The sequence below is a fragment of the Paraburkholderia sp. GW821-FHT02A12 genome, assembly GCF_059422005.1.
Window position 1 is genome coordinate 1,910,171 of sequence record NZ_JBWKWA010000001.1, and the last position, 17,480, is coordinate 1,927,650.

At 64.2% G+C, this 17,480-nt stretch carries 14 protein-coding genes and 1 pseudogene; 8 read left to right on the forward strand and 7 right to left on the reverse strand.

What is annotated here, in order from left to right; genetic code table 11:
- The first annotated feature begins 148 nt into the window (after positions 1-148).
- Positions 149-1,453, forward strand: a complete 1,305-nt coding sequence (locus AC07WT_RS08525; RefSeq protein WP_494946724.1) for an MFS family transporter — start codon at positions 149-151, stop codon at positions 1,451-1,453.
- Between the two features lie 221 nt (positions 1,454-1,674).
- Here AC07WT_RS08525 and AC07WT_RS08530 read toward each other — a convergent pair whose 3' ends face one another.
- The 3 genes from AC07WT_RS08530 to AC07WT_RS08540 form a co-directional block, all read right to left on the reverse strand.
- Positions 1,675-1,896 (reverse strand): hypothetical protein, encoded by a 222-nt coding sequence (locus AC07WT_RS08530; RefSeq protein ID WP_492595889.1) that lies wholly within the window; start codon positions 1,894-1,896, stop codon positions 1,675-1,677.
- 419 nt (positions 1,897-2,315) lie between these two features.
- Complete coding sequence (locus AC07WT_RS08535) at positions 2,316-3,392, reverse strand: glycosyltransferase family 2 protein (protein WP_494946725.1); 1,077 nt, start codon at positions 3,390-3,392, stop codon at positions 2,316-2,318.
- Between the two features lie 253 nt (positions 3,393-3,645).
- Positions 3,646-3,825 (reverse strand): hypothetical protein, encoded by a 180-nt coding sequence (locus AC07WT_RS08540; protein WP_494948407.1) that lies wholly within the window; start codon positions 3,823-3,825, stop codon positions 3,646-3,648.
- Between AC07WT_RS08540 and AC07WT_RS08545 the strand changes: the two genes are divergently transcribed.
- Positions 3,785-4,054, forward strand: coding sequence for a hypothetical protein (locus tag AC07WT_RS08545; RefSeq protein ID WP_494946726.1), 270 nt, complete (start codon positions 3,785-3,787; stop codon positions 4,052-4,054). The two genes, AC07WT_RS08540 and AC07WT_RS08545, sit on opposite strands and share 41 nt — an antisense overlap.
- Before the next feature lie 157 nt (positions 4,055-4,211).
- On the opposite strand, the gene AC07WT_RS08550 is transcribed toward AC07WT_RS08545, so the two are convergent.
- A complete protein-coding gene (locus AC07WT_RS08550) occupies positions 4,212-5,126 on the reverse strand; it encodes a LysR family transcriptional regulator (protein WP_494946727.1) in 915 nt (304 codons plus the stop codon).
- A 348-nt stretch (positions 5,127-5,474) separates the two neighbouring features.
- Entirely contained in the window at positions 5,475-6,878 is a 1,404-nt protein-coding gene (locus AC07WT_RS08555; protein WP_494946728.1) for a DHA2 family efflux MFS transporter permease subunit, read from the reverse strand.
- 103 nt (positions 6,879-6,981) lie between these two features.
- Between AC07WT_RS08555 and AC07WT_RS08560 the strand changes: the two are divergent.
- Positions 6,982-7,209 (forward strand): annotated as a pseudogene (locus AC07WT_RS08560) (LysR family transcriptional regulator); the annotation flags it as partial.
- Positions 7,210-7,295: 86 nt separating this feature from the next.
- On the forward strand, positions 7,296-8,345 hold the full coding sequence (locus tag AC07WT_RS08565) for an NAD(P)/FAD-dependent oxidoreductase (RefSeq protein WP_494946729.1): 1,050 nt from the start codon (positions 7,296-7,298) through the stop codon (positions 8,343-8,345).
- Between the two features lie 152 nt (positions 8,346-8,497).
- On the opposite strand, the gene AC07WT_RS08570 is transcribed toward AC07WT_RS08565, so the two are convergent.
- Positions 8,498-9,895 (reverse strand): MFS transporter, encoded by a 1,398-nt coding sequence (locus AC07WT_RS08570; RefSeq protein WP_494946730.1) that lies wholly within the window; start codon positions 9,893-9,895, stop codon positions 8,498-8,500.
- 232 nt (positions 9,896-10,127) lie between these two features.
- On the opposite strand from AC07WT_RS08570, the gene AC07WT_RS08575 reads away from it, so the two are divergent.
- Positions 10,128-10,280: a hypothetical protein gene (locus tag AC07WT_RS08575; protein WP_494946731.1), complete on the forward strand. Its 153-nt coding sequence runs from the start codon at positions 10,128-10,130 to the stop codon at positions 10,278-10,280.
- A 130-nt stretch (positions 10,281-10,410) separates the two neighbouring features.
- Here AC07WT_RS08575 and AC07WT_RS08580 read toward each other — a convergent pair whose 3' ends face one another.
- On the reverse strand, positions 10,411-10,953 hold the full coding sequence (locus AC07WT_RS08580) for a PaaI family thioesterase (RefSeq protein WP_494946732.1): 543 nt from the start codon (positions 10,951-10,953) through the stop codon (positions 10,411-10,413).
- Between the two features lie 513 nt (positions 10,954-11,466).
- Here AC07WT_RS08580 and mprF point away from each other — a divergent pair.
- The 3 genes from mprF to AC07WT_RS08595 all read left to right on the forward strand — a co-directional run bounded on the left by mprF (position 11,467) and on the right by AC07WT_RS08595 (position 17,439).
- The gene (gene mprF / locus AC07WT_RS08585; protein ID WP_494948408.1) at positions 11,467-14,019 is read left to right on the forward strand and encodes a bifunctional lysylphosphatidylglycerol flippase/synthetase MprF; all 2,553 of its coding nucleotides are present in this window, start codon (positions 11,467-11,469) and stop codon (positions 14,017-14,019) included.
- On the forward strand, positions 14,016-15,296 hold the full coding sequence (locus AC07WT_RS08590; RefSeq protein WP_494946733.1) for a virulence factor family protein: 1,281 nt from the start codon (positions 14,016-14,018) through the stop codon (positions 15,294-15,296). The genes mprF and AC07WT_RS08590 overlap by 4 nt, the downstream gene beginning before the upstream one ends.
- Positions 15,297-15,753: 457 nt before the next feature.
- Positions 15,754-17,439 carry an AMP-binding protein gene (locus AC07WT_RS08595; RefSeq protein ID WP_494946734.1) on the forward strand — a complete coding sequence of 562 codons (1,686 nt, stop codon included), beginning with the start codon at positions 15,754-15,756 and terminating at the stop codon, positions 17,437-17,439.
- Positions 17,440-17,480 lie beyond the last annotated feature (41 nt).

Sequence of the window (17,480 nt, forward strand, 5' to 3'; positions counted from 1 at the left end):
CCTTGCGGCCTTGGCCTGCTAACAAACACTCCTCTTTTTCTTGCGATTCTGTAAAATCCGCGCACGCGCGCGACGAGTGCCTCACCGCGTGTTGTGAAGGCGGCGCCACGACCGCTACCTCCGTTTAAAGACAAGGAAAGACAACAATATGACCGACCTGACCGATCACACCGTGGTCTCCGCCCACGACACCCGGCGCCGTATCTTTGCGATCGTCGGCGCTTCATCGGGGAACCTAGTCGAATGGTTCGACTTCTACGTGTACTCGTTCTGCGCGCTGTACTTCGCGCCGGCCTTCTTCCCTAGCGGCAACACCACCACGCAGTTACTCAATACCGCGGGCGTGTTCGCCGCGGGCTTCCTGATGCGCCCGATCGGCGGCTGGTTTTTCGGCCGCCTCGCCGACAAGCATGGGCGGCGAACCGCGATGATGGTGTCGGTGTTCATGATGTGCGGCGGTTCGCTCGTGATCGCTTTATTGCCCACCTACGCGCAGATCGGCGCCCTCGCGCCGGCGCTGCTGCTGGCCGCGCGGCTCTTCCAGGGCCTGTCGGTGGGCGGCGAGTACGGCACCAGCGCCACCTATATGAGTGAAGTCGCGCTCAAGGGGCGCCGCGGCTTCTTCGCGTCGTTCCAGTACGTCACGCTGATCGGCGGCCAGTTGTGCGCGCTGCTGGTGCTGGTGATCCTGCAACAGACGCTCTCGACCGAGGAACTGAAGGCGTGGGGCTGGCGCGTGCCGTTCGTGATCGGCGCGATGGCCGCGCTGATCGCGCTGTATCTGCGTAAATCGCTCGACGAAACCACCACCGCCGAGACGCGTCAGCGCAAGGAAGCCGGCACAATGCGCGGCCTCTGGCAGCACAAGGGCGCGTTCATGACGGTGCTCGGCTTCACGGCCGGCGGCTCGCTGATTTTCTACACCTTCACGACGTACATGCAGAAGTACCTGGTCAACACGGCCGGCATGCACGCGAAGACGGCCAGCAACGTGATGACCGCGGCGCTGTTCGTCTACATGGTGATACAGCCGGTCTTCGGCGCATTGTCGGATCGCATTGGCCGGCGCCGCTCGATGCTGTTCTTCGGCTTCTTCGCGACGATCGGCACGGTGCCGCTGCTGCATGCGCTGAAAGACGTGACGAGCCCGTATGCGGCGTTCGGCCTCGTGGTCGTGGCGCTGGCGATCGTCAGCTTCTATACGTCGATCAGCGGGCTGATCAAGGCCGAAATGTTCCCGCCGGAAGTGCGCGCGCTCGGCGTCGGGCTCTCGTATGCGGTGGCCAATGCGATCTTCGGCGGTTCGGCGGAGTATGTCGCGCTGTGGCTGAAGTCGGTGGGCAACGAGTCGATGTTCTACTGGTACGTGACCGCGCTGTGCGCGATCGCCGGCCTCGTGTCGCTGCGCATGCGCGATCCGTCGAAAGAAGGGTATCTGCGTAACGAGCCTTGAGCCTGAGCGACACACGTCAGCGCTGATTGAAAACGGCGGCCAGGGGCAACCCGGCCGCCGTTTTTCATGGGGTCGGCGGACGCGGAAAGCCGCGGCAAATCAGCGCTGCGAATCAACCGCGAATCAACCGCGAACCAGCCGCGAACCAGCCGCGAACCAGCCGCGAACCAGCGCCGCAAACGCACCGAAAATGCGCCGCGAACCAGCGATAGTACGCACGCTCACGCCACCACGATCTCCGTCCCCAACGCATGCAGCAGATCGCGCAACGCCTCCGCCTGCGCCATCTTCGCGCCGCTGCGCAAATGAATCTGCAACGCGCGCCCTGCGATCCCATCGACGGGATGCGCGAGCCACAGCTCCACCGCGAGCCCCAATCCTTCCGGCTGATTGACGACGACCGGCTCGATCACGCGCGGCTTGAAACAGGCACTGTCGGACATGGCGAACAACCTCCGGGGCTGATGACGGTTCGAGGTCCATCCTAATCAGCCGCGCGCTCCATACCAAGCGACAAATACGCGTTTGCTAATCAGTGGATGCTTAGCAGAAAACGCGCTTATTACAGGAGCATTTCCTGGTTCAGCGGTGGCGCCGCCGCTGCGAATGTGGCGGCCATGCGTCGATATCGTTGCGCTGTGTGGGTTGCACGGCACGCGTTCGGCTTCGTGCTGGCAATCGCGCGCCACGCGCGGTATCGCTGGTTGCGTCGCGCGACGGCAGCGTACGTGATTGCGTTTCGCAACCCGCCGTTGCTGATGCTTATGCGCTGACGCGGCGAAAGCGCGCCGCTCGACCGCCTGCGCCTGCCGCGGCGCGGGCATGGTCCGGCGACTGACCCAGCACGAACGCCGCTGCACGCTCAAACGAGTTCGGAGTGGTCGGTCATGAGGTCCGTCACGACCGCGGGATCGGCGACAGCATCGACGACAGCAGCGGATACCGTCGCAGCCACCGCCACCGCCACCTGTGGCCGCCTGGCCACTGCCGCACGCGATAGCATCAGCAGGTGGTAGTAGAGCCGCATGCTGAAACCGTAGTTGTACGCGAACAGATGAGTGAGCGCGATCTTGAAGCCGAATAGCGGCTCGCGATTCTTCGCGTAGACCGAAACGACGATCGGCACGAGCCGGCGCAATGCCAGTTTGCGCGAAGGCTCCAGTTGCGGCGGCAGTTTCAGCGCCTTGACGAACGCATACGCACTGACGGTAGCCGCTACTGTCGTGCCGCGTGTGCTGTGCGAGATCGAGGTCGCAGTCTTGCGATAGACCGACACGTACTCGTGCAGATAAAACACCGCGCGCGCCGCGAGACAGAGTTCAGTGCCGAACACGAAATCGCAGCACATGCCGTACTGTTCCTTATAACTGATCCGCTTCACGAGTTCGGCGTTGGCCATCCAGCCGTTGTTCGGAAACATCTGGATCAGTCCGGTTCTGCCGGGCAGCGGTTGCAGGCCTTCCGCGTCTTTGGTGCGTCGAAACGCAGTGTTCAGACGCGTGCTGGCGTCGTAGTCGACGGCGCCGGTGTGATCGGCTTCGTATTGATCGGCGAACGCCACTTCGAGCTGCGGATGGCGCGTCCATAGCGACACCAGTTTTTCGATGCCGTCGGTCGTGAGGAAATCGTCGTCGTGAATCAGCAGGATCTTGTCGCCGCTCGCCCGCTTGAACAGGCTCGCGACATTGCGTGCCTGGCCGAGAGACGGCCGGTTCATCGCATAGCGAATGCGCGGCTCGTTCGGATAGCGCTGCGCGATCAACTGCTGGGTGCGGTCGTCCCTGGAATCGTCTCCGATCACGATCTCCAGATTGCTATACGTTTGCGCGAGGCACGAATCGATGCACTCCGCAATCAGCTCGGGCCGATTGCAGGTCGGCAGGCAAATGGAGACTTTGGGAGAGGGACGCGAGCTGGAAGAGGTTGAGAAGGTGAACATGACCGTCTCCGTTCTTATCTGTTGAGGGGCGGCAGCAGGTTCGCTTTGCGCACACATTGCTGCACGCAGCAAAATAGTCGATTGCGCGAAAAAAATAATCGGTAATAATTCGGAAAAAATGTCTTCCTTCTGAAAGGGCGTCGAAGGGTGAAATGCTGCGGCTTTGCCGCCTGACTCACAGCAAAGCCGCTTGCATATTGATCATGGTATTTTTTTCAACCGGCTGACGGCCCAGCCTTGCCAGATATTTTTTTCAACTCGCTGACGGCTCATCCTCACCGGTTTTTTTGCCCCGACGCTCGGCGAGCGACTGATTGCGCTCCTTATCGTCGCGTTCGGGCAGTTTGCTCTTCTCGTTGTCGCTGTGGACGGCAGGCTGCGGGTGTTCGAGATTGGCGGGCCTCGCGGCCTCGCGTTCCTTCGAAGTCGCCAGGCTCGCGCCGGGCTATGCGGCGGACCAGGCGATCTACCGCCTCGACGATCCGCGTTACTTCGGTCTGCACAATCCGGCGATCGGGCGAGAACAGGATGTGCATCGGCCGCGACGGCGATTCATAGCCCGGCAGCACCCGGACGAGCCGGCCGCTGGCGAGATCTTCGTCGAGCATCTCGCGCGGCTGCTGAATGATGCCGAGGCCGGCGGCGCGTGGTGCGGTCGATGAGCCGCATTCCGTAGCGCGCCTCGAGAAAGCGCGTGCCAAACAGGACGCCTTGTCAGCGGTTGGCGCGGATCATGTGATTGCGACTGCTGAAGAGGATCTGGTTGCGCGAGTGCGTGAGACAGAACAACAGCAACACCGCAGGCCGGGAAGCAGCCGCTCAGGCTGCTTCCTTCACGAGAGAGACAATAAAGTCAAAAAACGCCCGAACCTTGGCCGGCGGGTGATGCCTGGAAGGATAAAGCGCATACAACGGATAAACCTCGTCGCCCCAATCGGGGAACAACTCCACCAGCTTTCCATTGGCCAGCAACGGCTCGGCCCCCAACGCAAGAATCTGCGCCACCCCCTGCCCGGCAGCGCACGCGCTGTGCAACGTGCCGACATCATTCACCGTCAGCCGCCCCTGCGGAGTAATCACAATCTTCTTGCGTCCGCGATGAAACGCCCAGCTAAACGGATAACCGGTCAGCGGATCACGAAACTTGATGCACACATGCTGGTTGTTTTCGAGTTCGGCTGGGCTCGCCGGCTGCCCATGTTTCTTCAAATACGACGGCGCGGCCACCGTCAGAATGCGCGTGTCCAGCAGCTTGCGTGCAATCAGCGAAGACACCGGCGGCTCGCCGAAACGAACAGCGAGGTCGAACCCGTCCGCGACCATATCGCCCAATTGATCGCGCGTGATCAGTTCGAGTTGCAGGTCGGTATGTTTGTCGATGAAGCCGCCCAATCGCGGACCCGGCACAAGACGTGAAAAGAACGGGTCCATGTTCACGCGCAAACGTCCACGAACCGCAGTCGCGCCTTGCGCCGCCGATGCAGCCGCTTCTTCCAGGCCGCCGAGCAGCGGCACGATCTGTTCGTAAAAGCGCCGGCCTTCGTCGGTCAGCGTGACCGAGCGCGTAGTGCGGTCGAATAGCCTGATGCCCAGGCGCGCCTCGAGCCGCGCGACCGAACGGCTGACGCCGGATTGTGACATATCGAGCGCTTCGCCCGCCGCCGCGAAACTGCCGCTGTCGACGATCGCCGTCAACACGCCCATTCCGTTCAGCATGCGCTCGTCAAATGGCATGGTGGTGTGACCTTATGATGGATTCCAAGCGTCACATGCTAACGCGAAAGCGCGTTTGAACGTAGAGACATAGTGTCGTCAAATGCCATCCGGAACGCTCGATAAATGACATATTGTCATGAGTTGAATGACAGCCACGCAATCGCGTCAGGCACGCAGTTGGCGCTAATCTGAGCGAATTCGCCGGATGCACGAGTCAATGCGGTTCTCGTCATGCGTTGTGCATAGCGCGGGCCTCATCCGGCGGTGTATGACGTCGCCGTGCAAGACCGTTTGATCGAAGCCTGCGAGCGATTATCAGGCGTCCGCTTGCCTGGCTGAGACAGCCGCGGCGCCGGTGGCGGCGATTCAGCGGCCCGTGCTCGGCGCCGCATGCGGGCGCGCCGTGCGGGCGCCCGGCACGTCTTCGTCGAGGTGACGGAACACCCACGCCGACACCAGCGTAATCACGCCGACGCAAACAAAGCTCAAGCGGAACCCGAGCGCTGCCGAACCCGATTGCGCGGAAAACAGGTTCACGAGGCCGCCGCCGATCGACACGCCCAGTCCGATCGCCAGCATCTGGACCATCGAAAACAGGCTGTTGCCGCTGCCGGCGTCTTCATGCGAGAGGCCTTTGAGCGTGACGCTGTTCATCGCCGCGAACTGCATCGAGGCGGCCGCGCCGAACACCATCAGAATCGCGATCTCGACGGCGACCGGCGTGCCGCGCGAGATCAGCGCGAACGCGACGATCGATGCGCCCACAATCAACGTGTTGACGAGCAGGAACGTGTCGTAGCCATAGCGGCGCACGAGCGGTGCAATCCAGCGCTTCGCCACGGCGCCGGCCAGCGCGGCGGGCAGCATCATCAAGCCGGAGTGCAGCGGCGTATAGCCCAGTTGCAACTGCATCAGCAGCGGCAACAGGAACGGCACGGCGCTCGCGCCGATGCGGCACAACAGATTGCCGATCAGCCCTACGCTGAAATTCGGTTCGCTGAAGAGCGCCAGTTTGAAGAGCGGATTGCGGCGGCGCCGTGCGTAGGGAATGTAGGCCAGCGCGCTGACCAAGGCGAGCACGAAGAGGCCCGCCGACCACGCTGCCCGATGCGTTTCCACCGGCGTATCCACCGCCAGCGAAAACGCGATCATGCACAGCGACAGCAGCCCGCAGCCGGCGAAGTCGAACGGCGGCGCCTGCGTGGCCCCATGCGGCGGCAAAAACCGCTGCACCGCATACAGGCCCACCGCGCCGATCGGCACGTTGATCAGGAAGATCCAATGCCAGCTGATGGCTTGAACGAGCCAGCCGCCGAGCGTCGGTCCGACAATCGGCCCGAGCTGGCCGGAAACCGAAATGAAAGCCAGCGCCGACACGTATTGCTCGCTGGAGACGCTGCGCAGCACCGCGAGCCGTCCAATCGGCAGCAGCATCGAGCCGCCCAGGCCTTGCAGCACGCGCGCCAGCACCAGTTGACCCAGCGTATGCGCGCTCGCGCTGCAGATCGAGCCGAGCACGAACACGAGGATCGCCGTGAAATAGACCCGCCGTGTGCCGAAGCGGTCGGCGAGCCAGCCGGAGGCGGGCGTGAGCATCGCCATGGTCAGCGTGTAGGCGACCACGATCGGCTGCATCGCGAGCGGCGAGACGTGCAGGCTGGCCGCAATCGACGGCAACGCAGTGTTGACGATCGTCGTGTCGAGCGCCTGCATGAAGAAGCCGGCAGCGACGATCCAGAGCAGCGCGGTGTGGGATGAATGCCTGGTCATTGGGAGGGCGACGGCACGGCATGTGGCCGTGCCCCGGGGCAATTGTTCTGGGATTCCGTCATCTTATTGACATCGTCGTCAATCGGGAACCCTGCTGGGGGCGTTGTGCACCAGCAGCAGTCACGCGGGCTGCATCGCGGCCGCCCGCGGCGGGCTGGGCACCACGGTTCGTCAGCAGTATCTGGCAGCGCGCGGGCTCGCGCCGCCGCTGAACACCGCCAGTCTGCCGACGCTGCCGTCAGTGGAATTCATCTCGCTGGCGGCCAAACGGCTCAGCCGTCCGGCGGGTACGTTGCTGCGACTGTTGCACGACAGCGATTTGCGCGGCTCCAGCGACCATACGCTTCGTAATGGCATCGTTGCCGGGCCTGGTGCGATTCTGTATGGTGGATTATCGACCTACCCAAGAGATATCGAATGACGTCCGACGCAGACCAACTCCCGCAACCGATTCGCACCGATGTCCTGATCGTCGGCGCCGGGCCGGTGGGCCTCTTCGCCGCTTTCGAGGCGGGCGTAATCGGCCTGTCGTGCCAGGTCGTCGATGCGCTCGGCAAGATCGGCGGCCAGTGCACGGAGCTGTATCCCGACAAGCCGATCTACGACATTCCCGCGATCCCGGCATGTACCGCGCGTGAGCTGGTCGACCGTTTGATGGTGCAGTGCAAGCCGTTCGACGTACCGATCCATCTGGAACAGCGGGTTCAGTCGGTCGAACAGCGCGACGGCGGGCACTGGATCGTGCGCACCGATCGGGGCCTCGTATTCGACGTCGCGGCGATTCTGCTCGCCGCCGGCAACGGTGCGTTCGTCCCGCAAAAGCTGGCGCTCGCCGAGGCCGTGCCGCTGGAAGGCCGTCATGTGCACTACAGCGTGCAGCGTGCCGCCGATTTCGCCGACAAGACCGTGGTGGTGGCGGGCGGCGGCGATTCCGCGCTCGACTGGGCGCTCGCCTTGCGCAAGGTCGCGCGCCGCGTGACGCTGGTGCATCGGCGCAACGGCTTCAGCGCGGCGGATTCGAGCGTCGCGGTGATGCGGCGCGCGGTCGAGGCGGGTGAGATGGACTTCATCGTCGGCGCGATTTCCGGGCTGACGGTGCAGGACAACGCGTTGAAGTCGATCGGACTGCGTCATATCGAAGGGGAGACCCAGCTCGAGGCCGAGCAGCTCGTCGTGCTGTACGGGCTGGTTGCGGACCTGGGGCCGATCGCGCAGTGGAACCTGTTGATCCACGGTGGCCGCGTCGACGTGGATACCTCCAACTACGAAAGCTCGCGGCCCGGCATCTTCGCGGTCGGCGATATCGCCAACTACCCGAATAAGCAGAAGCTGATTCTGTCCGGCTTTCACGAGGCGTCGCTGGCCTTGCGCAAGGCTTATGCGTACGCGTTTCCCGACAGGAAGCGGGTGCACGTCCATTCGAGCTACGACGCCAGGCTGGCGGAAAAGGTCGCGGCGGCGGGCTGACGGCCCGCAGGCGCTCGATGTCGCGTGGCGCTTTACGCCGCATCTCGCGCTGATCGACATCGCGATGCCGAAGATGGACGGCTACGCGACGCTCGCCGCGTTGCGCGAGATACCGCCGGTGGCGGACACGCTGTTCGGCGCCCGCGCGGTTTTTACCCCCGGCCGCCTCGCGTGATCTCTTCGCCGGCGCCGTGCGGCATGCGCAAAGTAACCGGAATCGACGCGAACGAGCAAAGCCCCACCACCAGAAACGCCGGCCAGAAATCCGACCACGCGATCGCCGGGTGCCCATGCAGCACGCGTGAAATCTGCAGCACGATCCCGCCGATTGTCACGCCGAGCCCGAGCGACATCTGTTGCACTACGCTGCCGAGGCTCGTGGCGCGCCCCACGTCGCGGCTGGCGATTTCCGCGTAAGTCAGCGAATTCAGGCTGGTGAATTGCAGCGCGGGGAAAAAGCCGCCGAGCAGCACGACCACCCAGATGATCCAGACCGGCGTGCCGGGAAAAAACAGGCCGCACGCCGCGATCGACAGCCCGGACAGCGCCGCATTGACCACCAGCACGGAGCGAAAGCCGAAGCGATGCAGCGCGCTCGAAGCGATCACGCGCATGAACATGCCGCCGAACGCGGACGCGCAGGTGATGAGGCCGGATTCGAACGCGCTCATTCCGTGCCCTTCCTGCAGCATCAGCGGCAGCAGAAACGGCAGCGCGCCGAGGCCGATGCGAAACAGCGAGCCGCCGAGCACGCTCGCCTGGAAGGTCGGTACTTTGAAAAAGCGCAAATCGAGCAACGGCAGTTTGATGCGCTGAGCGTACGCGATATAGGCCGCGAGCAGGGCGGCGCCGCACGCGCACATGCCGAACGCGTCGCGATTGGAAATCAGCTCGCCGCCGACCAGCGACAAACCGAGCAGAAGCAGCACCGCGCCGGCCGCCGACAGAAAGAAGCCGATCCAGTCGAGCGGACCCGGATCGGACTCGCGTGTGTTGGCGATATGCCGGTTGGTCAGATAGATGCCGAGAATGCCGATCGGCACGTTGATGAAAAAGATCAGGCGCCAGTGCAGATACGTGGTGATGAAGCCGCCGAGCAACGGTCCCGCGGCGGGGCCGAGCATCGCGGGAACGCTCAGATAATTCATCGCGCGGATGAAATCGGATTTGTGCACCACCCGGAAGATGATGATCCGGCCGACCGGCACCATCATCGCGCCGCCCACGCCTTGGACGAAGCGCGCGAGCGTGAAGGTGGCCAGCGAGTTCGACGCCGCGCACAGCAGCGAGCCGGTCACGAAGATGCCGATGGCGGTGCGGAAGATCGTGCGCGCGCCGAAACGGTCGGCAAGCCAGCCGCACACGGGAATGAAGACGCCGAGGCCGAGCACATAACTCGTCACCGCGATTTTCAGCGTGACCGGATCGCGGCCGAAGTCACGCGCCATGGCCGGCAACGCGGTAACGATCACGTTGGCATCGACACTTTCCATGAACATCGCGCACGCGACGATGAGAGGCGCAATCAGGGCTTTCTGGGCGAGCGTCATGGAGGCGGGCTGCGGCGGGCAGGCGCGGGCAAAGGTGTGATTATTGCACCCGTACGGTGCGGATGGTGAATGAGCCGGCAAGCTGATGCCGCCCCTTTTCAAGATGGTGCAAACAGGCCGATGTGACCGCCGCACAACGGCCGGGCGATATTTTTGATATTTGTTGCGGTGCGGCATCGGAGGGTTATAATCGGGTTATTGCCTAGGTATAAACCCTATACAGGAGTCCACGATGAACACCGCTACCAACACCACGACCGCCCGCACTCTCCTCGCCGCCAACACCACGTGGCTCGGCAAGCTCCGCGCGCTCGCGTTGCATGCGCTGAACCTGCATCTGCAGAACTGCGCCGTGATCGCTGAAGCGCATCGCCGCCCGCAGTAATAAAGAGTAAGTACGAAGTAAGCGTGCAGCACAAGTAACAATCGCCGCGCTCGCGGTCATGGCCGCGCCAGCCGGCGGCTGAAACAGGCGCCCGGGATCAGAGCCCGCGTGCGCCTTGAGCGGTGGGGAATCAACGGCTGGGAATCTCGAACACGAGGCAGGTCGTCGTGGCATGCGCGTACAGCGTGCCGTCGGGCCCGACGAGGCGCGCTTCCGCCGTCGCCAGTTGCCGGCCGCAATGGATCACCTTGCCTTCGGCGCGCACGCGCTGCACGCGCGGCGTCACCGCTTTCACGTAGTTCACGCTCAGCTCGGCCGTGGTGTAGCTACGGCCTGGCGGCATCAGCGTATGCACCGAGCAGCCTAGCGCGGAATCGAGCAGCGTCGCGACCCAGCCGCCATGCACGGTTCCCAGCGGATTCAGATGCTGCACGAGCGGCGTGCCCTGAAATACCGCGTGTCCCGCGCTGACTTCGATAATCGTGAAGTCGAGCGTGCGCGCGATCGCGGCATACGGCAGCTCGGCGTTCATCATAGCCTGCATGATTTCGAGGCCGGTCTTGCCCGCGACCTGTTCAGGGGTGGCGACGCCGGGGCCGGGGCCCGCATTCAACTTTGCCAATACTTCCTGTTCCTGCGCGAGCCAGCGTTCGAGTTGCTGTTCGTTCGTCAATTCGTGTCTCCTGTCCGGTTGGAAAGCATGCGTCGCGATTCGATGCACTGTCGGCGATTAGAGCATCAAAAACGCGTCGCGCCGCTGGAGGGCCGCCTCTGGACAGCAGCGCAGCGCGGCCTGAAGCCGTTGCCGATCGTGCGTCATCCACATGACGTCGAATCTTCATCTCGCCGATCGTGATTAGCGTTTAAACTCCTGCCCCCTGCGTGACTTGACCGGTCGTAGCCGGTAACGCATTCGGCAATATCGACCGATTATCGGCGCGTATTGCTGCGCCAAGCCTCCAGCCCTTATTCCGCCTCGCTTTCCCGGCCGGGATTAAATACCGGCGAGCTGCCTGACGTTGTCAACCTTTTACGGATTGTGCCGTTATCCATTTGTAATCGCCGGAGCAGGGCGACGCCACGGCAGACGACCCGTCGCCGCGACAGCATTAAGAGACAGCACTCAGCAAGGCCGCACTGACCTATGTTCCACCGATATAACAATAAATTCGACCGGCTAGGCGCGATGTTCGACCGTGCATCGAAAACGCTTGGCAGCCGGGGCATCCTGTCGCCCGTGCTCGCGCTCGTCATTTGCGGGCTGTTGCTGGTCGTCTTGCAGCATCTGTCGCAGGCCGTCGACTACCGTTCGGTGATGCGCCAGTTGCGTCACCTGAGCGCCGCCGAATGGGCCGCGTCGCTCGGCGCGACCGCGCTCAGTTATGTCGCGCTGGTCGGCCGCGACGCGATCGGTTTGCGTTATCTCGGCGCCGTGGTGCCGCGCGCGGCGCTGTGGATCGGCGCGACCGCGGGTTCCGCGCTCGGCAACGCGACCGGCTTCGGCGCGTTGACCGGCGGGGCGGTGCGCGCGCGCGTCTATGGCGTTGCGAGCGTCACGCCTGCGCAGATCGGCCGCATGACGGTGTTCACGAGCGTCTCGCTGGCGCTCGCGCTGGTGCTGATGACGGCGCTCGGCATGGTGTGCGCAGCCGAACCGCTTGCGTCGATGCTGCATCTCGCGCCGCTCGCGCTTGGCTGGGGCGGCGCGGCGCTATTGACCGTGCTTGGCCTCGCCGCCGCCGCTTGCCGCAGCGAAACCCGCCCGATCCGCACGCGCTGGCAGTGGCTCTCGTTCGATATTCCGGCGCGCCGCGATCTGCTCGCGCAAGTGGGCCTCGCGGTACTCGACGTGGTGGCCGCGGGTCTCGCGTTGTGGGCGCTGCTGCCGCATGCGGACGTGAGCTTCGTGACTTTCATCACGGTCTACGCGGCGGCGATGCTGCTCGGCATGATCGGCCACACACCCGGCGGCGTCGGCGTATTCGAAGCGGCCATGGTGTTCACGCTGAACGGCAGCGTAGCCACGCATCAGATGGTCGCGGCGCTGCTCGCGTATCGCGCGATCTACTTCGGCGTGCCGCTGATCGTGTCGGCGGGACTGCTCGCCGGCTTCGAAGGCCGCGCGCTGAAAAGCCGTTTGCCGTTGCGGCACGCGGCGGACGCCTCGAAACTCGCGCCGCTGTTCCTGAGCCTCGTGACCTTCGTGGTCGGCGGCATGCTGGTGATTTCCAGCGCGACGCCCGCGTTCTGGCAACGTCTTCAGATGCTGCGCGACGTGCTGCCGCTGTGGGTGCTCGAAAGCTCGCAGATGCTGTGCAGCGTGCTCGGCGTGCTGCTGCTGTTCGTCGCGCGTGGTTTGCTGCGGCGTCTGGATGCCGCGTGGTGGGTGACGCTGCTGCTGACGGTGCTGAGTCTCGGGTTGTCGCTCATGAAGGGCCTCGCGTTCGTCGAAGCGGGCGTGCTCGGTACGCTGATCGTCCTGCTGCTTGCCACGCGCCGCCGTTTCAACCGTCATTCGTCGCTGTTCGCCGAGCGCTTCACGGCGGGCTGGCTGGTGTCCGTGGCGATGGTGCTGATGCTGGCCGTGTGGGTGATGCTGTTTGCGTTCCGCGACGTGCCCTACACGCGCGATCTGTGGTGGCAATTCGCCTTCGACGAACGCGCGCCGCGGGCATTGCGCGCGACGCTGGCAGCGAGCGTCTTCGCGGCCACCTTCGCGTTCTGGCAGTTGCTGCGCCCGGCGCCGGGCCGCTTCGTCAAGCCCGCGCAAGAGGATCTGCTGGACGCGGCGCGCATCGTGCGCGCGCAGGAACGCAGCGACGCCGGTCTCGCGCTGATGGGCGACAAGAGTTTCCTGTTCTCCGAGTCGCGCGAGGCCTTCCTGATGTACGCGAAATATGGCCGGACGTGGGCGGCGCTGCACGATCCGGTGGGTCCGCGCGAAGCGTGGGCTGGCCTCATCAGCAAGTTCGTCGCGCTCGCGCATGCGCATGGCGGCCGTGCGGCGTTCTATCAGGTGCGGGCCAATGCGTTGCCGTTGTATCTCGACGCCGGCCTCACGCTGATGAAGCTTGGCGAAGAAGCCCACGTGGTGCTCGACGATTTCGACCTGAAGGGCTCGCATCGCGCGCATCTTCGCTATGCGCTCAAACGTGGCGAACGTGACGGCTTTACCGTCGAAGTGATCGATCAGGCGGACGTGCCCGCGTCGCTCGAGACGTTGCGGCAAATCTCGGACGGCTGGCTCGACAGCCGCGACGCGCGCGAAAAAAGCTTTTCGGTGGCCGCGTTTACCGACGAGTATCTCGCCGCGCAGTCGGTCATGCTGGTGCGGCAGAACGGCGAGCCGGCCGCTTTCGTGACCTTCATGACGACCGATCTGAACACCGAGGCGACGGTCGGCGTGATGCGCCACGTCGAGGCCGCGTCGGCGTATGCGATGGAATATCTGTTCACGCAGCTGGCGCTGTATCTGAAGCAGGCAGGTTTCCGCTCGCTCAGTCTCGGCATCGCGCCGCTCTCCGGCATGCAGCCCACGCCGCTCGCCTCGCGCTGGCATCGGCTGGCGGGAATCGTGTGGCGCTTCGGCGGCCGCTTCTACAACTTCCGCGGACTGCGCGCTTTCAAGAGCAAGTTCCAGCCGCATTGGGAGCCGCGCTATCTCGCGGCGTCGGGTTCGGTGGGCGTGTTCTTCACGCTGGCGGACCTGTCATTGCTGGCGGGAGGCCGGCGCTCATGACATTGCATCCGGTTTTCAAGCTCGCCGTTGCGGCGAGCCTCGTTGTTTGCTGCGCGGGCGTTCAGGCGGCCACCACCGTGTCCGGCGGCCGCTACGGCGACGTTTCAGTCACGCAACCGGTCGGTCCCTTGCGCGGCTTCGTGGTGCTGTACTCGCAAGCGGGCGGCTGGACGGCCGCGGACCAGCAGAGCGCCGATGCGCTCGCCAAGGCCGGCGCGATGACAGTCGGCGTGGATACGGCGCGCTATGCGGCGAATCTGAGCGAAAAAAAGGAAGCCTGCCATCAACTGGTGGGCGATGCCGAAGCCTTGAGCCACCAGCTCGAACGGCAATCGCAATCGAGCCGCTATTTCGCGCCGATCGTTGCCGGCACCGGCCAGGGTGCGACGCTCGCGATCCATGTGCTCGAGCAGGCGCCGTCGAACACGATCGCCGGCGCGGTCGCGGTGGACGCGCAGCGCGATCTGGACCCGCGCTTTCAACCGTGCCCGCCGGACCCCACCGTGATTCGCGACAAGGTGCCGGGCTTCGTCGAGACGGCAACGACGGGCGCGTCTGGCACGTCTGGCACGGCCGACCGCGCGCGCCTCGTCGCGTTGATGGCGCCGCACCTGCGCGCGGCGCCGGCGAACGAGGACGATGTCTCCGATCTGCCGCTGATCGAGTTGCCCGCGGCGCATCCGAACGGACTGATGGCGGTCGTGATCTCCGGCGACGGCGGCTGGCGCGATCTCGACAAGACCATCGCTCAGGCCTTGCAGAAAGACGGCGTTTCGGTGATCGGCCTGGACAGCCTGCGTTATTTCTGGAGCGAGAAGACGCCCGCGCAGACGAGCCGCGACCTCGCGCGCGTGATGCAAACCTATGCGGCGCGCTGGCATGCGGACCACATCGCGCTGGTCGGCTATTCGTTCGGCGCCGACGTGATGCCGTTCGCCTATAACCGCTTGCCTGACGCGTTGCGTGCGAAAGTGTCGCTGATCTCGCTGCTCGGCTTCGCGCCCGACGCCGATTTTCAGATTCGCGTCGGCGGCTGGCTCGGCATGCCGGCGAGCGACAAGGCGCTGAAGGCGCAGCCTGAATTGACGCGCGTGCCGCCTGCGATCGTGCAATGCTTTTACGGCGAGAACGAGAAAGACACCTTGTGTCCGGCGCTGGCCAACACCGGCGTCGAGATCATTCGCACATCGGGCGATCATCACTTCGGCCGCGATTACAACGCGCTGGAGCGGCGCATTCTCAGCGCCTTCAGGAAGCAAAGCGGCATGCCCGAATGAGCACGCCGCATGAATTAGCTGCCGATTTTTAGCGAGCGGCGCGCTTGATTCATGCTCGACGCGGTATTTAATGCGGTTTTAATGCGACGTTTGAACCGGCATTGGCCGCGATAAATGCCGGGGGCCACATCACATCGCGCGCGGCGGGGAGCCCGCGTTCTCTCAATCAGATGTTGAGAGCGGTATCGCACATATACCGGCCTTGCCGGATTCTATGATCCTACGAAGCCTTCGACGGCAGTCCGCTCACGCGATATCACGCGAGCGGACTGTGCTGTGCTGGGCTGTCGTCAGCGAATCTTCCTTGTGAATTCTCCTGCGAAAACCGCAGCGCGCTACCGGGCAGTTCACCCGTCCGGTGGCGCGCTGTTGGCACGAGTGACGCTTGCACCGGCGCCCGCTTTCACGGCCTGATGCAACGCTCACGTGCAATGCCCTTATCGATCGAGGCCGTGAGATGCTGGGTTCCTTCTTCTTCGATACCGCCGCGAGCCAGCCGGATAGCCCCGCGCTGTGGGTCGACGATCGCCTCTATTGCTACGGCGAAATTGCACTGCGCTCGCGCCGGGTCGCGGCCGGGCTGAAGGCCGTGATGCCGGCCGGCGGTCCCGGCCGCTGTCTGCTGTTTGCGCATCGAAGCGTCACCGCGTATACCGGTTTGCTGGGGATTCTCGAGGCCGGTTTCGCCTACGTTCCGCTCAATCCGCTGGTGCCGGCCGCGCGGACCGCGAGCGTGATCGAGCAGTCGGGCGCGCAGGTGCTGCTGGTGGATCGGCGCTGTGCGGCGTCGCTCGGTGAAGTGCTGTCCTTGCTCGACGACTGCCCGCGGATTTTCCTGCTCGAAGAGACTGGGGAAGAGACCGGCGGGCTGGCAATGCTGCCTGCCGGACTGGTGGCGCCGGTCGTTGCGCCGGCACTTGTGTCGGCAGTTGCGTCGGTAGTGCCGTCGTCGGTAATGCGGCCGGTAGTGCCGTCGATCGTGCCGTCAATCGTGCCGTCGATAGTGCCGTCGGTGGCGGTTTCGCATGCCGAAGCGCAGCCGCGGGATCTCGCCTACCTGCTGTTCACGTCGGGTTCGACGGGTGCGCCCAAGGGCGTACCCATCTCGCACGAGAACGCCGATGCCTATGTGAAGGCCCAGTTGCAAATCTTCGACAGGGTGCCCGGTGCGCGCTACGTGCAGTTCTGCGAACTCACCTTCGATCCGTCGGTGCACGACATGTTCGTCTGCTGGGCGAACGGAGGCTGTCTGTACGTGCCCAAGACGGTCGAGCCGATCTACAACGCGGCCTTCATCAAGGAACACGCGATCACGCACTGGAACAGCGTGCCCTCAGTGGCCGGTTTCATGCAGCAGTTTCGCAAACTGCCGCCGAATGAGTTGCCGAGCCTGCGCATGACGTCGTTCGGTGGCGAGCCGCTCTCTCGCACGATCGTGCTGGCGTGGCTGCGTGCCGCGCCGAACAGCCGCGTCTTCAATATGTATGGCCCGACCGAGACGACGGTGGGTTGCGCGGCGTTCGAAGTCACCGCCGAATTCATTGAAGATTCGCGTCATGCCGTGATGCCGCTCGGCAGCGCGCTGCCGGGTATGGAGTTACTGATTGTCGATGCGGCGCTCGAACCGGTCGCGCCCGGCCAGAGCGGCGAACTGCTGATCGGCGGGCCGCAGCTGGCAGGCGGCTATCTGTCGCCGGACGAACCCGGCAATCGCCGCTTCATTTCGAAGACCTATCCGGGGCACCGGTCGCAGCGCTGGTTTCGCAGTTCGGACGCCGCGCGCGAAGCGGCCGGGCAGGGCATCGTGTTTCAGGGGCGGCTGGATACGCAGATCAAGATTCGCGGCAACCGGATCGAGCTCGAAGAAGTCGAGCGTGTCATGCAGGCGTGCAGCCACGCCACGCTCTGCGCAGTGGTCGCCTGGCCTGTCGACGAAGCCGGCAGTGCCGCCGGCCTCATTGCTTTTTTCACCAACCCGCGCGGCAGCGTCGCGCGGATTCTGCAGGCATGTCGTCAGCGGCTGCCGGCTTACGCCGTGCCGCAACGGCTCGTCGTGCTCGACACGCTGCCACTCAATGTGAACGGCAAGATAGACAGAAGGGCGCTCGCCGAACGCTGCGTCAGTGGCCATGCGGTCGCCTGAGCCGCGTTTCGAGAGTTAATTCGGATGACGTAGTAGTCAAA